Raw genomic sequence first — 16,417 nt, forward strand, 5'->3', positions numbered from 1 at the left:
TAATTATGTTAAGGGTCTACCACTCCAATCGTCTGGATGTGCTGGAAGCGTTGATGGAGTTCATCGTCGAACGCGAGCGGCTGGATGATCCCTTTGAACCAGAAATGATTCTGGTACAAAGCACGGGTATGGCGCAGTGGCTGCAGATGACCCTTTCACAAAAGTTTGGTATTGCGGCGAATATCGCTTTTCCATTACCGGCGAGTTTTATCTGGGAGATGTTTGTCCGCGTGTTGCCGGATATTCCCAAAGAAAGCGCTTTCAGCAAACAAAGCATGAGCTGGAAACTGATGACCTTGCTGCCGCAGTTGCTGGATAAGGATGAGTTTGTACTGCTGCGCCATTATCTGACCGACGACACCGATAAACGCAAACTCTTTCAGCTTTCCGCGCGCGCCGCCGACCTGTTCGATCAGTATCTGGTTTATCGGCCTGACTGGCTTACGCAGTGGGAAGCGGGAAAAACCGTGGAAGGTCTGGGGGAGGCGCAAAACTGGCAGGCGCCGCTGTGGAAAGCATTGGTGGAATATACCGCCGCGCTGGGGCAGCCGCGCTGGCATCGCGCCAATCTCTACCAACGCTTTATTCAAACGCTGGAAAGCGCGACCGCCTGCCCGCCAGGGTTGCCGTCCCGCGTTTTTATTTGCGGTATTTCCGCGTTACCGCCAGTGTATCTCAGAGCATTGCAGGCGTTGGGTAAACATATCGAAATCCATCTCCTTTTTACTAATCCGTGCCGGTATTACTGGGGGGACATTAAAGACCCAGCCTGGCTGGCAAAACTCATGGCTCGCCAGCGTCGTCACAGTTTTGAAGACCGTCATTTACCGTTGTTCCGTGAAAACCAGAATCCGGAAGCCTTGTTTAACAGCGACGGCGAACAGGATATCGGTAATCCGCTACTGGCCTCATGGGGAAAACTGGGACGGGATTATATCTACCTGCTATCTGAACTGGAAAACAGCCAGGAGCTGGATGCGTTTGTTGATATTACGCCAGATAATCTTTTGCATCGGATTCAGGCGGATATCCTTGAACTGGAAAGCCATGCGGTGGCGGGCGTAAATCTTGAGGAGTATTCGCGCAGCGACAATAAGCGTCTGCTCGATCCCGAGGATAACAGCCTCTCTTTTCACGTTTGTCACAGCCCGCAGCGCGAGGTGGAAATACTGCACGATCGCCTGCTGGCGATGCTGGAAGCCGATCCGACGCTAACGCCGCGCGACATTATCGTTATGGTGGCTGATATTGACAGCTATAGCCCGTTTATCCAGGCGGTATTTGGTAGCGCGCCAACGGAGCGCTATCTGCCTTATGCCATTTCCGATCGGCGGGCGCGTCAGTCACATCCGGTGTTACAGGCATTTATCAGTCTACTTTCGTTACCGGACAGCCGCTTCGTCTCCGAGGATGTTCTGGCGTTGTTAGACGTACCGGTATTGGCAGCCCGCTTTACGATCAACGAAGAAGGGCTGCGTTATTTGCGCTTGTGGGTCAATGAGTCAGGCATTCGCTGGGGAATTGACGATGACAACGTACGCGAGCTGGAACTTCCTGCCACAGGGCAGCATACATGGCAATTTGGCCTGACGCGTATGCTGCTGGGGTATGCGATGGAAAGCGCCCAGGGCGAGTGGCAGTCGGTTCTGCCTTATGACGAATCCAGCGGTCTGATTGCCGAGCTGGTCGGGCATCTGGCTTCGCTGTTGATGCAGCTTAATATCTGGCGGCGCGGTCTGGCGCAGGAGCGACCGCTGGAAGAGTGGCTGCCCGTTTGTCGCGACATGCTCAATGATTTCTTCCTGCCCGATGCGGACACGGAAGCGGCAATGACATTGATTGAACAGCAGTGGCAGGCCATTATCGCCGAAGGCGTCGCGGCGGAATATGGCGACGCGGTACCGATTTCGCTACTGCGGGATGAACTGGCGCAGCGTCTGGATCAGGAACGTATTAGCCAGCGCTTCCTGGCGGGCCCCATCAATATTTGTACGCTGATGCCGATGCGTTCCATTCCGTTCAGAGTCGTTTGCCTGCTGGGAATGAACGACGGCGTATACCCGCGCCAGCTTGCGCCGTTGGGCTTTGACCTGATGAGCCAAAAACCCATGCGCGGGGATCGAAGCCGTCGCGACGATGACCGCTACCTGTTTCTGGAAGCGTTAATCTCGGCGCAGCAGACGCTGTATATCAGCTACATCGGTCGCTCCATCCAGGATAATAGCGAACGCTTTCCCTCTGTACTGGTGCAAGAGTTGGTGGATTACATCGGGCAAAGCCACTATTTGCCGGGCGACGAAACGCTGACCTGTGATGAGAGCGAAGCACGAGTCAAAGCGCATATTACGCGTCTGCATACCCGTATGCCTTTTGATGCGCAAAATTACCAACCCGGCGAACAGCAAAGTTATGCCAGAGAGTGGTTGCCCGCGGCGAGTCAGTCGGGAAAAGCGCATTCTGACTTTGTGCAGCCGCTTCCTTTTACGATGCCGGAAACATTGACTCTGGAAAGTCTGCAGCGTTTTTGGGCCCATCCGGTACGCGCATTTTTTCAGATGCGGCTTCAGGTTAATTTCCGCTCGGAAGAGAGTGAGATTCCTGATGCGGAACCGTTTGAATTAGAGGGATTGACGCGATATCAACTTAACCAACAGTTGCTCAATACGTTGGTTGAAGAGGACGACGCCGAACGCTTGTTCCGCCGTTTCCGGGCTGCGGGAGAGTTGCCTTACGGCGCGTTTGGCGAAATATTCTGGGATGCGCAATGTCAGGAGATGCAGCAACTGGCAAGCCGGGTCATCGCCTGCCGTAAGCCGAGCCAAAGTCTGGAAGTGGATCTGCTTTGCAATGGCGTTCAGCTAACCGGCTGGCTGCCGCAGGTACAGGAGGATGGATTATTGCGCTGGCGTCCCGCTTTAATCAGCGTTGCGCAAGGTGTGCAACTTTGGCTGGAACACCTTGTCTATTGTGCCAGCGGCGGGAGTGGCGAAAGTCGCCTGTTTTTGCGCAAAGAGGGAGAATGGCGATTTCCGCCTCTTGATAAAACGCAGGCAATGGCTTACCTGGCGCAACTGATTGAAGGCTACCGGGAAGGCATGTCTTCTCCGCTATTGGTACTGCCGGAAAGCGGCGGCGCATGGATAAAAGCCTGTTATGACGCTGAAAATGATGTCATGTTAGACGACGATGACACCTTACAGAAGGCCAGGACAAAGTTTTTACAGGCTTATGAAGGCAACATGATGGTGAGCGGCGAAGGCGAAGATATCTGGTATCAACGTCTTTGGCGTCAGCTGGAATCTGAAACGTTGCAGGCTATCATTGCGCAGTCCCGACATTACCTGTTACCGCTGTTTCGTTTTAATCAGTCTCGTTGATTGTATGAAAATCGCACAATTAAAAGGCTTCGACTATGATGCGCTCTTCGTCACGGACTGATTACTGATAAAAAGATGCTGCCTGGTTCAGCACAATAATATCCCGTTCTGCTCAGGTCGATGGTTTATGTGACCATACAGATGAGTGGGAATGAAAGTTAATGATGAGGTCCGTGAATGCCCCGCAGCACCTGGTTCAAAGCGTTATTGTTATTGGTCGCCCTCTGGGGGCCTGCAGTTCAGGCGGATATCGGTTGGCAACCGCTGCAAGAAACTATCCGTAAAAGCGATAAAGATACCCGGCAGTATCAGGCGATACGTCTTGATAATGACATGGTGGTGTTGCTGGTATCCGATCCGCAGGCTGTAAAGTCTCTTTCAGCGTTAGTGGTGCCCGTTGGATCGCTTGAAGATCCTGAGGCTCATCAGGGGCTTGCTCATTATCTTGAGCATATGTGCCTGATGGGGTCAAAAAAATATCCGCAGGCGGATAGCCTTGCCGAATACCTTAAAAGACATGGCGGTAGCCACAACGCCAGCACCGCGCCTTATCGAACAGCCTTCTACCTGGAGGTTGAAAACGACGCGCTACCAGGCGCCGTAGATCGCCTGGCCGACGCCATTGCCGCGCCATTGCTCGATAAAAAATACGCCGAACGCGAACGAAACGCGGTGAATGCCGAGCTGACGATGGCGCGCACCCGCGACGGTATGCGTATGGCGCAGGTAAGCGCCGAAACCATTAACCCGGCGCATCCAGGCTCTCACTTTTCTGGCGGCAATCTGGAAACGTTAAGCGATAAGCCGGGAAATCCGGTGCAACAGGCGTTGATCGCTTTTCATGAAAAATACTATTCATCTAATCTGATGAAGGCGGTGATTTACAGTAATAAACCCTTGCCGGAACTGGCGAGTATTGCCGCCGCAACCTATGGTCGCGTGCCGAATAAACAGATTAAAAAACCGGAAATTACCGTACCTGTCATCACCGAGGCGCAGAAGGGCATCATTATTCATTACGTGCCGGCGCTACCCCGTAAAGTGCTGCGCGTGGAGTTTCGTATTGATAACAATAGCGCGCAGTTCCGTAGCAAGACCGATGAACTGGTCTCTTATCTGATTGGCAATCGTAGCCCGGGGACGCTCTCTGACTGGCTGCAAAAACAAGGACTGGTCGAAGGTATTAGCGCGGATTCCGATCCGATTGTTAATGGTAACAGCGGCGTATTTGCCATTTCGGCAACGCTGACTGATAAAGGTTTGGCCAATCGTGATGAAGTCGTCGCAGCTATCTTTAGCTATCTCAATAAGTTACGTGAAAAAGGGATAGATAAACGTTACTTTGACGAGCTGGCGCATGTGCTGGATCTCGACTTCCGCTATCCGTCGATTACCCGCGATATGGACTATGTCGAATGGCTGGCGGACACTATGATCCGCGTCCCGGTAGCGCATACGCTGGATGCGGCGAATATCGCCGATCGTTACGATCCTGCCGCTATCAAAAATCGCCTGGCGATGATGACGCCGCAGAATGCGCGCATCTGGTACATCAGTCCCCAGGAACCCCATAATAAGATTGCGTATTTTGTGGATGCGCCTTATCAGGTCGATAAGATTAGCGAACAGACGTTTAAAAACTGGCAGCAAAAAGCACAGGGCATTGCGTTGTCGCTGCCGGAGTTAAGCCCCTATATTCCTGATGATTTCACGCTTGTTAAGAATGACAAAAACTACGTGCGGCCAGAACTGATTGTCGATAAAGCGGATTTGCGCGTGGTTTATGCGCCGAGTCGTTATTTCGCCAGCGAGCCAAAAGCTGACGTGAGCGTGGTATTGCGTAACCCGCAGGCGATGGACAGCGCCCGCAATCAGGTACTGTTCGCCCTTAATGATTATCTGGCGGGAATGGCGCTCGATCAGCTCAGCAACCAGGCGGCAGTAGGCGGCATTAGCTTTTCTACTAACGCCAACAATGGTCTGATGGTCACTGCGAACGGTTATACCCAGCGTTTGCCGCAGCTTTTCCTGGCGTTGCTGGAAGGATATTTTAGCTACGACGCCACGGAAGAACAGCTGGCGCAGGCGAAATCCTGGTATACGCAGATGATGGATTCTGCGGAGAAGGGAAAAGCCTACGAACAGGCGATTATGCCGGTGCAGATGATTTCGCAGGTGCCTTATTTTTCCCGTGATGAACGTCGCGCTTTGCTGCCGTCCATTACGTTGAAAGAGGTGATGGCCTATCGTAATGCGTTAAAAACGGGCGCTCGTCCGGAATTTCTGGTTATAGGGAATATGAGCGAAGCCCAGGCGACCTCTCTGGCGCAAGATGTTCAAAAACAGCTCGCGGCGAACGGATCGACGTGGTGTCGTAACAAAGACGTGGTGGTTGAGAAAAAGCAGTCCGTAATATTTGAAAAAGCGGGCAGTAGCACCGACTCCGCGTTAGCCGCGGTCTTTGTTCCGGTCGGCTACGACGAGTACGTCAGCGCCGCCTACAGCGCGATGTTAGGTCAGATTGTTCAACCGTGGTTTTACAATCAGCTACGAACCGAAGAGCAACTGGGATACGCCGTTTTCGCCTTTCCGATGAGCGTTGGCCGTCAGTGGGGAATGGGATTCCTGCTACAGAGCAACGATAAACAGCCCTCTTACCTGTGGCAACGCTATCAGGCATTTTTCCCTGACGCCGAGGCGAAGCTGAGGGCGATGAAGCCAGAAGAGTTCGCCCAAATTCAGCAGGCGATCATTACGCAAATGCGCCAGGCGCCGCAAACGTTGGGCGAAGAAGCATCCCGTTTAAGCAAGGATTTCGATCGGGGTAATATGCGCTTTGACTCGCGTGATAAAATCATCGCTCAGATAAAATTGCTGACGCCACAAAAGCTTGCCGACTTCTTCCACCAGGCGGTGGTGGAACCACAAGGTATGGCAATATTGTCACAGATTGCCGGTAGCCAGAATGGAAAAGCAGAATACGTGCATCCGACAGGCTGGAAAGTGTGGGATAACGTCAGCGCATTGCAGCAAACGTTACCTCTAATGAGCGAAAAGAATGAATGATGTCGCCGAGACTCTTGATCCTCTGCGCTTGCCCCTGACAGGCGAGCGTTTGATTGAAGCATCAGCGGGCACAGGCAAAACGTTTACTATCGCGGCGCTGTATCTGCGGTTATTGCTCGGTTTAGGCGGCAGTGCCGCATTTCCCCGTCCGTTGACCGTTGAAGAACTGTTGGTGGTAACCTTTACGGAGGCCGCCACTGAAGAGCTGCGTGGGCGAATCCGCAGTAATATCCATGAGTTGCGCATCGCCTGTCTGCGGGAAAGCACGGATAATCCGCTGTATGCCCGCTTGCTGGAAGAAATTAGCGACAAAAAGCAGGCCGCGCAGTGGTTATTACTGGCGGAACGACAAATGGACGAGGCCGCGGTCTTTACCATCCACGGTTTTTGCCAGCGTATGCTCAGCCTGAACGCTTTCGAATCCGGTATGTTGTTTGAGCAACAGCTTATTGAAGACGAATCTTTGTTGCGTTATCAGGCCTGCGCCGATTTCTGGCGGCGTCATTGCTATCCGCTGCCGCGCGACATCGCGCAGGTGGTGTTTGACGTGTGGAAGGGACCGAAGGCGCTCTTAAAGGATATCGATCGTTATCTGCAGGGTGAAGCGCCGGTCATTAAAGCGCCGCCATCGCAGGAGGAGACGCTGGCATCGCGTCATGAACAGATCCTGGCGCGCATCAACCAGGTGAAGCAGCAGTGGTGTGAGGCGGTTAGCGAGCTGGACGCGCTGATCGAATCATCCGGCATCGATCGCAGAAAGTTCAACCGCGGCAATCAGGCGAAATGGATCGAAAAGATCACCGCGTGGGCGCAAGAAGAGACGAAAAACTATCAATTACCCGAGGCGTTGGGAAAATTTTCACAGCGTTTTTTAGCTGAGCGCACCAAAGCTGGCGGCGTGACGCCCCGGCACCCATTGTTTGTCGCCATCGATAACCTGTTGGGCGAACCGCTATCGATTAAAGATCTGGTTCTTACCCGAGCGCTCTCAGAGATCCGTGAAACGGTGGCTCAGGAAAAACGCCGGCGCGGCGAGCTGGGGTTTGACGATATGCTCAGCCGTTTAGATACCGCGCTGCGTAGTGAAAGCGGCGAGGCGCTGGCTGCGGCGATTCGTACCCGTTTTCCGGTGGCGATGATCGATGAATTTCAGGATACCGACCCACAACAGTACCGTATTTTTCGCCGTATCTGGCGACATCAACCCGATACGGCGCTATTGCTGATTGGCGATCCTAAACAGGCGATTTATGCGTTTCGTGGCGCGGATATCTTTACCTACATGAAGGCTCGCAGCGAAGTGAGCGCGCACTATACGCTTGACACTAACTGGCGCTCCGCGCCGGGGATGGTGAATAGCGTTAACAAGCTGTTCAGTCAGATGAATGACACCTTTATGTTCCGCGATATTCCCTTCAGTCCGGTAAAGTTTGCACCCAGAAACCAGTCGCTGCAATTTAAAGTGAATGACGCGCCTCAACCGGCGATGACCCTGTGGCTAATGGAGGGGGAAAGCTGCGGTTCGGGCGATTATCAAAGTTATATGGCGCAGGTGTGCGCCACGCAAATTCGCGACTGGCTGCGTGCCGGGCAAACGGGCGACGCGCTGCTGACGAACGGCGATTCGTCGCGGCCCGTTCGCGCCTCGGATATCAGCGTGCTGGTGCGCAGCAGGCGGGAAGCCGCGCTGATACGGGATGCGCTGACCTTACTGGCGATCCCCTCCGTCTATCTTTCTAACCGCGACAGCGTATTCGAAACGCTTGAAGCGCAGGAGATGCTGTGGGTGTTGCAGGCGGTGATGGCGCCCGAACGTGAAAATACGTTGCGTAGCGCTCTGGCGACATCAATGATGGGCCTTACCGCGCTGGATATCGAAACGCTTAACAATGATGAAAATGCGTGGGATGCGGTTGTTGAAGAGTTTGATGGCTACCGACAGATTTGGCATAAACGCGGCGTGATGCCTATGCTGCGCGCGCTAATGTCGGCGCGCAATATTGCTGAAAACCTGCTGGCAACGGCGGGAGGCGAACGTCGGCTGACGGATATTTTGCATATTAGCGAGCTGTTACAGGAAGCCGGTTCGCAGCTGGAAAGCGAACATGCGCTGGTGCGTTGGCTGGCGCAGCATATCCTTGAACCCGATAGCAATGCTTCCAGCCAGCAACTACGTCTGGAAAGCGATAAGCATCTGGTGCAAATCGTCACCATTCATAAATCGAAAGGTCTGGAATACCCGCTGGTCTGGTTACCTTTTATCACCCATTTCCGCGTGCAGGACCAGGCTTTTTATCACGACAGGCACTCCTACGAGGCGGTGCTGGACCTTAGTCACGCCGAAGAGAGCATAGCACTGGCGGAAGCCGAACGCCTGGCGGAAGACCTGCGCCTACTTTATGTCGCGCTGACCCGTGCAGTGTGGCATTGCAGCCTCGGCGTCGCGCCGCTGGTGCGGCGTCGTAGCGATAAGAAAGGCGAGACGGATGTGCACCAAAGCGCGCTTGGGCGACTCCTGCAAAAAGGCGAACCGATGGATGCCGCAGGCCTTCGCGCCTGTATTGAGGCGCTATGCGACGAGGATATCGTGTGTCGAACGCCAGGCAATACGGATAACGACCGCTGGCAAATTGCCGCTGCATCGCACGCGGAACTCAGCGCCAGAATGCTGCAACGTCTGCTTTATGATAGCTGGCGCGTCACCAGTTATTCCGGTTTGCAGCAGCGGGGACATAGCGTGGCGCAAGATCTTATTCCTCGTCTCGACATTGACGCCGCAGGCGTTGGCGAAGCGGCGGAAGCGCCGGCAATGACGCCGCATCACTTTCCTCGCGGGGCATCGCCGGGAACATTTTTGCACAGCCTGTTTGAAGAGCTTGATTTTACTCAACCAATAGACCCCCAATGGGTACAGGAAAAACTGGAGCTGAGTGGTTTTGAAACGCGATGGGAGCCCGTACTTACCCGCTGGCTGGACACCGTGTTGCACGTTCCCCTTAACGAGACGGGCGTTAGTCTGAGCGTGCTGACCGAGCGTGAAAAACAGGTCGAAATGGAGTTTTATCTGCCGATTGCCCAGCCGCTTACCGCCGGAGAGCTGGATGCGTTGATTCGTCGATACGACCCGCTTTCAGCAGGTTGTCCTGCGCTGGATTTCATGCAGGTTCGCGGCATGTTAAAGGGCTTTATCGACCTGGTGTTCCGTTATGAAGGGCGCTATTACCTGCTCGACTATAAATCTAACTGGCTGGGCGAGGATAGCGCCGCTTATACCCAGACGGCGATGGCTGCGGCGATGCAGGCGCATCGCTATGATTTGCAGTACCAGCTTTATACGCTGGCATTGCACCGTTACCTTCGTCATCGAATGGCGAATTACGACTATGAACGCCATTTCGGCGGCGTCATCTATCTCTTTTTACGCGGGGTGGATAGCGAACGTCCGCAGCAGGGTATTTTTACCACTCGTCCTGCGGCGGCGTTAATTAACCAACTGGATGATATGTTTGCAGGTGAAATGAGTGAGGAGGCGCAATGACAATCCAGGAGCGGTTGCTGGAGGCCGTTGAACAAAAACTCTTACGGCCCATTGATGCCCAGTTTGCTTTAACCGTCGCCGGTAACGACGATCCCGCCGTGACGCTGGCGGCAGCGCTGCTTAGTCATGACGCAGGTGAAGGTCACGTGTGTCTGCCGTTGTCGCGTTTAACGTTAACGGAGGAGGCGCATCCCTTACTGGTCGCCTGGATAAGCGAAACGGCTACGCCAATTGACTGGAAAAAGCGGTTACTGGCGTCTGCGGCGGTTAGCTGCGGCGATAGCCCCGCGCCGTTAATTCTGTGCGGCGATCGCCTCTACCTGAATCGCATGTGGTGCAACGAGCGTACGGTTGCGCGCTTTTTTAACGAGGTTAACCAGGCCATCGCCGTAGATGAAGATCAGTTATCCCGTATTCTGGACGCGCTATTCCCTCCGACAGACGAGGTGAACTGGCAAAAGGTGGCCGCCGCCGTAGCGCTAACTCGCCGTATCTCCGTGATTTCAGGCGGTCCCGGCACCGGTAAAACCACCACCGTCGCGAAGCTGCTGGCGGCATTAATTCAAATGGCGGATGGCGAACGTTGCCGTATCCGGCTGGCGGCGCCGACCGGGAAAGCGGCCGCACGCCTGACGGAGTCGCTCGGCGCGGCGTTGCGTCAGCTTCCTCTTACCGATGCGCAGAAAAAGCGTATACCGGAGGACGCCAGTACGCTGCACCGACTGCTGGGCGCACAGCCCGGCAGCCAGCGATTACGCCATCATGCGGGCAACCCGCTGCATCTGGACGTGCTGGTGGTCGATGAAGCATCAATGATTGATTTGCCGATGATGTCACGTTTGATTGACGCTCTGCCGCCGCACGGGCGGGTCATTTTTCTTGGCGATCGCGATCAGTTGGCATCCGTTGAGGCGGGCGCTGTGTTGGGCGATATTTGCGCCTATGTCAACGCAGGGTTTACGGCGGAACGCGCCCGACAGCTAAGTCGACTAACAGGGAGCGCCATTCCGGCGGGGGCCGGAACGCAAGCCGCATCTTTACGCGATAGCCTCTGTTTGTTGCAAAAGAGCTACCGTTTCGGCAGCGATTCTGGCATCGGCAAGCTGGCGGCGGCGATTAACTGCGGCGACAGGTCGGCAATCCAGGCTGTTTTTCAGCAGGGGTTTAGCGATATAGAGAAGCGTACATTGCAAAGCAGCGACGATTATGCCGGGATGCTGGATGAAGCGCTGGCGGGCTATGGGCGCTACCTGCGGTTGCTGCATGAAAAAGCGGCGCCGGAGGCAATCCTTCAGGCTTTCAATGAGTATCAACTGCTTTGTGCGCTGCGCGAAGGCCCATTTGGCGTGAGGGGACTGAATGACCGCATTGAGCAGGCGATGGTGCAGCAACGAAAAATTCAGCGGCACCCGCACTCTCGCTGGTATGAAGGGCGTCCGGTAATGATTGCGCGCAACGATAGCGCGTTGGGGCTATTTAACGGCGATATTGGTATTGCGCTCGATCGCGGGCAGGGGTTACGCGTCTGGTTTGTGATGCCGGACGGCACGATCAAGTCCGTTCAGCCCAGCCGTCTGCCGGAACATGATACAACCTGGGCGATGACGGTACATAAATCACAGGGGTCTGAATTTGATCACGCCGCGCTGATTTTACCCAGCCAGCGTTCGCCGGTCGTGACGCGGGAGCTGGTGTATACCGCTGTTACGCGGGCGCGGCGGCGGTTATCGCTGTATGCCGATGAACGGATCCTGGCAGGCGCGATTGTGACGCGTACGGAACGGCGCAGCGGGTTAGCCACCTTATTTGATGAAGTCAGTCGTACCGGATAAGACGAGTTCTCGCCGGATGGCGACGCGTAGCGTCTTATCCGGCCTCCAAATGATGCTTTCGAGCGTAGGCCTGATAAGCGCAGCGCCATCAGGCCCACCTTGTTATCCTAAATCCGCCATCAGCACCTTTGAACGTCGCTGATAGTTATACATTTTTTTCTTGCTCTCAGGCAGTAACTCAATATCGACAGGCGTGAAACCGCGCTCCTGGAACCAGTGAATACTGCGCGTCGTCAGCACAAACAATTTACGCAGCCCCATTTGCCGCGCCTGGGCGGCAACCCGCTCCAGAAGCACTTCTCCACGCGATGAGCTGCGGTAATCCGGATGTACCGCTACGCAGGCCATTTCGCCTATTTTCTCTTCCACAAAAGGATACAGCGCCGCGCAGGCGATAGTCATATTATCGCGCTGAATAATGGTAAATTTATCGATCTCCATCTCCAGTTGTTCACGGGAACGGCGTACCAGAATGCCCTGCTGTTCCAGTGGGCGGATAAGCTCCAGAATACCGCCAATATCGTTGATGGTGGCGCGGCGGATCTGCTCGGCGCTCTCCATGACGATCTGCGTACCGATACCGTCACGCGAGAACAGTTCCTGTAATAGCGAGCCATCTTCCTGATAGCTGATCAGATGGCAACGACGAACGCCGCTACGACAGGCTTTTACCGCGCCGCGCAAAAAACGTACGGTTCCGGAGTTGTAGTCGCCCTGCGCTTCCAACTCTTCCACCCGCGCCTGCGCTTCATTCGGGAAGAGTTCAGAAATGATGCCGCCCTCGCTATTGGTAACGCCCTGAGAAGAACAGAAACCGATCATTTTTTCCGCTTTCAGTTTAACGGCGAGTTGAGTGGCAATCTCTTCTGAGGTCAGATTAAAACTTTCGCCGGTCACTGAGACGGCGACCGGCCCCATCAGAACGATCGCGCCGTTATCCAGCTGGCGGTTGATCGCATCTTCATCAATGCGCCGGATACGGCCGCTATGACAGTAGTCCACGCCATCATCAACGCCCAGCGGCTGCGCAATGGTGAAATTGCCGCTGACGACATTAATGTGCGCGCCCTGCAACGGCGTATTGTTCAGACTCATCGACAGACGGGCGGTAATATCAAGCTGGAGTAAACCGGCGGCCTGTTTCACCAGCTCCAGTGCTTTGGCGTCCGTCACCCGCGTGTTTTTGTGGTAAATCGGTTCATGATGATGCGCGGCCAGATTGGCGTCGATTTGCGGTCGCGCGCCATACACCACGACAAGGCGAATACCGAGGCTATGCAGTAGCCCGATATCGCTAACGATGCTGGAAAAATTGTCATGCTCAATGGCTTCGCCGCCGAGCATAATGACAAAGGTTTTTCCGCGATGGGTGTTGATATAGGGAACTGAATGGCGAAACCCTTCTACCAGTTCGGTTTTACGTTCCTTTATCATTGCGCGCCCCACTAGTGAATTATTATTCGAAATTAGTGTATTTTTATTCTGTTTTTGCCCTCTGTGCAAGCGTAAATTTTATGCGGTCCGATCGCTTTTCTTAGTAATGCCGTGAATATAAAAAGAATGTTTACCCTTTTATAGATGACAGATTATGCGTCATTCGCTAAAGTTTCCGGTCAATTTGGATGAACTTTGTATGATCTCTATTTAGTTTTTGCTCGGGAGAAGCATGTCGGGAGCCAATTCAGCAATCAGCCGTCGCCGTTTACTACAAGGCGCGGGCGCCATGTGGCTATTAAGCGTGAGCCAGGTCGGGCTGGCTGCCGTAAGCCAGGTCGTTGCGGTGCGTATCTGGCCTGCGTCCAGCTATACCCGCGTCACGGTAGAGTCGAATCGTCTGCTGAAATATAAACAATTTGCCTTAAGTAACCCGGACCGCGTGGTGGTAGATATTGAGGATGTGAATCTGAACTCGGTGCTTAAAGGCATTGGTGCGCAGATTCGCAGCGACGATCCGTATATCAAATCCGCAAGGGTAGGGCAGTTTGATCCTAAGACTGTGCGTATGGTCTTTGAGCTAAAACAAAACGTGAAGCCGCAGCTATTTGCGCTGGCGCCTGTGGCAGGCTTTAAAGAACGTCTGGTGATGGATCTTTATCCTGCCAATGCGCAGGATATGCAGGATCCGCTGCTGGCGCTGCTGGAAGACTACAATAAAGGCGATCTGGATAAGCAGGTGCCGCCTTCGCAAAGCGGGCCGCAGCCCGGTAAAGCGGGGCGCGATCGTCCCATTGTCATTATGCTTGATCCGGGACACGGCGGCGAAGACCCCGGCGCGATAGGCAAATACAAAACGCGTGAAAAAGACGTGGTGCTCCAGATAGCCCGCCGCCTGCGCGCGTTGATCGAAAAAGAAGGCAACATGAAGGTCTATATGACGCGCAATGAAGACATCTTCATTCCGTTAAAAGTCCGGGTGGCGAAAGCGCAGAAACAGCGCGCCGACCTGTTTGTCTCTATTCATGCGGATGCCTTCACCAGCCGGCAGCCTAGCGGTTCATCCGTATTCGCGCTATCGACCAAAGGCGCCACCAGTACCGCGGCGAAATATCTGGCGCAAACGCAGAACGCCTCGGACTTAATTGGCGGCGTGAGCAAAAGCGGTGACCGTTATGTCGACCATACGATGTTCGATATGGTGCAATCGCTGACCATTGCCGATAGTTTGAAATTCGGTAAAGCGGTGTTGAAGCAGCTTGGTAAAATTAATGACCTGCATAAAAACAAGGTCGAGCAGGCGGGGTTTGCGGTGTTAAAGGCGCCCGATATTCCGTCTATTCTGGTCGAGACGGCGTTTATCAGTAACATTGAAGAAGAACGCAAGCTCAAGACCGCGACGTTCCAGCAACAGGTCGCAGAGTCGATTCTGGCGGGCATTAAAGCGTATTTTGCCGATGGGGCGACGCTGGCGAGAAGAAGTTAACCTGAGATGACGGCGAGTTTATTGCGCGGGTAAGTAGGATGCTGCCCGCACTGTCGTTGCGGACCAGACGACAGATACAAAAAAACACCCGTAAGGGTGTTCATTAAGTTGGTTGCGGGGGCCGGATTTGAACCGACGACCTTCGGGTTATGAGCCCGACGAGCTACCAGGCTGCTCCACCCCGCGTCCGTCTAAACTTGCATTCTCATTGTAATTGGTTGCGGGGGCCGGATTTGAACCGACGACCTTCGGGTTATGAGCCCGACGAGCTACCAGGCTGCTCCACCCCGCGTCCGTGGATGCGCACTATACTCCGCTGAGCTTTTGTTGCAACCCTTTTTTCATATAAATCGCTAATTTCTCATGAATTGCGCAAATACACCGCAGATAGCGCGATTTTTAAACGAATTTACATAATGAGATCGCGATCGCATTTCATTACTTCGGACGGTTTGTTATCTTCACCGGGCACTTTCGATTACGCAGAAGACGAGACACCATGAAAGGACGTTGGGCAAAATATGTGGCGACAGGCGTAATGCTGGCAATGCTGGCTGCCTGTTCATCAAAACCGACCGATCGCGGTCAGCAATATAAGGACGGGAAATTTACCCAGCCCTTCTCCCTGGTAAACCAGCCGGACGCGGTGGGCGCGCCGATTAATGCTGGTGACTTTGCCGAGCAGGTCAATCAGATCCGTTCCGCGTCGCCGCGTTTATACACCAATCAAAGCAACGTCTATAACGCTGTCCAGAACTGGTTACGTTCCGGAGGCGATACGCGCACTATGCGTCAGTTTGGTATCGATGCCTGGCAGATGGAAGGCACCGACAACTACGGTAACGTCCAGTTCACGGGCTACTATACGCCCGTCGTTCAGGCTCGCCATACGCGCCAGGGCGCGTTCCAGTACCCTATCTATAGTATGCCGCCAAAACGCGGACGCTTACCGTCCCGCGCCCAGATCTACGCAGGCGCGCTGAGCGATAAGTACATCCTGGCCTGGAGTAATTCGCTGATGGATAACTTTATTATGGATGTCCAGGGCAGCGGTTATATTGATTTCGGTGATGGTAGTCCGCTGAACTTCTTTAGTTATGCCGGTAAAAACGGCTGGCCTTATCGCAGTATTGGTAAAGTGCTTATCGATCGCGGTGAAGTGAAAAAAGAAGATATGTCGATGCAGGCTATACGCGAATGGGGAGAGAAGCACAGCGAAGCGGAAGTGCGTGAATTACTGGAGCAGAACCCGTCGTTCGTCTTCTTTAAGCCGCAATCTTTTGCGCCGGTCAAAGGCGCCAGCGCTGTACCGCTGATTGGGCGAGCATCCGTCGCCTCCGACCGCAGCATCATTCCGCCTGGCACGACCTTGTTGGCGGAAGTACCGTTGCTGGATAACAACGGTAAATTTAGCGGTCAGTATGAGCTACGTTTGATGGTCGCGCTGGATGTCGGCGGAGCGATTAAAGGCCAGCACTTTGATATTTACCAGGGAATTGGCCCGGATGCCGGGCATCGTGCCGGATGGTATAATCACTATGGTCGCGTCTGGGTGTTAAAAAGCGCGCCGGGCGCCGGTAACGTGTTTAGCGGCTGATTGTGGTATTCTGCGACAACCGGATTGCCCGATAACGCGATCGCTATCGGGCCTGAAAATAGTGAGCAGGGGTGAGGAATAACCTCA

General features: G+C 54.1%; 7 protein-coding genes and 2 tRNA genes. 6 read left to right on the forward strand and 3 right to left on the reverse strand.

Annotated features, from left to right (window positions below; all coding sequences use genetic code 11):
* The first annotated feature begins 5 nt into the window (after positions 1-5).
* The 4 genes from recC to recD all read left to right on the forward strand — a co-directional run bounded on the left by recC (position 6) and on the right by recD (position 11,813).
* The gene (recC, locus tag ABVN44_RS13635; protein ID WP_000946832.1) at positions 6-3,377 is read left to right on the forward strand and encodes an exodeoxyribonuclease V subunit gamma; all 3,372 of its coding nucleotides are present in this window, start codon (positions 6-8) and stop codon (positions 3,375-3,377) included.
* A 177-nt stretch (positions 3,378-3,554) separates the two neighbouring features.
* Complete coding sequence (ptrA, locus tag ABVN44_RS13640) at positions 3,555-6,443, forward strand: pitrilysin (RefSeq protein WP_023232685.1); 2,889 nt, start codon at positions 3,555-3,557, stop codon at positions 6,441-6,443.
* The gene (recB, locus tag ABVN44_RS13645) at positions 6,436-9,981 is read left to right on the forward strand and encodes an exodeoxyribonuclease V subunit beta (RefSeq protein ID WP_023232686.1); all 3,546 of its coding nucleotides are present in this window, start codon (positions 6,436-6,438) and stop codon (positions 9,979-9,981) included. The genes ptrA and recB overlap by 8 nt, the downstream gene beginning before the upstream one ends.
* On the forward strand, positions 9,978-11,813 hold the full coding sequence (gene recD / locus ABVN44_RS13650; RefSeq protein ID WP_001660909.1) for an exodeoxyribonuclease V subunit alpha: 1,836 nt from the start codon (positions 9,978-9,980) through the stop codon (positions 11,811-11,813). Before recB ends, recD begins: the two co-directional genes overlap by 4 nt.
* Before the next feature lie 102 nt (positions 11,814-11,915).
* On the opposite strand, the gene argA is transcribed toward recD, so the two are convergent.
* Positions 11,916-13,247, reverse strand: a complete 1,332-nt coding sequence (argA, locus tag ABVN44_RS13655; RefSeq protein ID WP_000588964.1) for an amino-acid N-acetyltransferase — start codon at positions 13,245-13,247, stop codon at positions 11,916-11,918.
* 232 nt (positions 13,248-13,479) lie between these two features.
* Here argA and amiC point away from each other — a divergent pair, with 232 nt between their 5' ends.
* A complete protein-coding gene (gene amiC / locus ABVN44_RS13660; RefSeq protein WP_000011919.1) occupies positions 13,480-14,733 on the forward strand; it encodes an N-acetylmuramoyl-L-alanine amidase AmiC in 1,254 nt (417 codons plus the stop codon).
* Between the two features lie 109 nt (positions 14,734-14,842).
* Here the strand turns inward: amiC and ABVN44_RS13665 are convergent.
* Together ABVN44_RS13665 and ABVN44_RS13670 are read right to left on the reverse strand one after the other, a co-directional pair.
* A tRNA-Met gene (locus ABVN44_RS13665) sits at positions 14,843-14,919 on the reverse strand.
* A 29-nt stretch (positions 14,920-14,948) separates the two neighbouring features.
* A tRNA-Met gene (locus ABVN44_RS13670) sits at positions 14,949-15,025 on the reverse strand.
* A gap of 207 nt (positions 15,026-15,232) precedes the next feature.
* Between ABVN44_RS13670 and mltA the strand changes: the two genes are divergently transcribed.
* Positions 15,233-16,330: a murein transglycosylase A gene (gene mltA, locus ABVN44_RS13675; protein ID WP_000678626.1), complete on the forward strand. Its 1,098-nt coding sequence runs from the start codon at positions 15,233-15,235 to the stop codon at positions 16,328-16,330.
* Positions 16,331-16,417 lie beyond the last annotated feature (87 nt).

This window comes from Salmonella sp. SJTUF15570, assembly GCF_043357055.1.
Classification (GTDB): Bacteria; Pseudomonadota; Gammaproteobacteria; order Enterobacterales; family Enterobacteriaceae; genus Salmonella; species Salmonella enterica.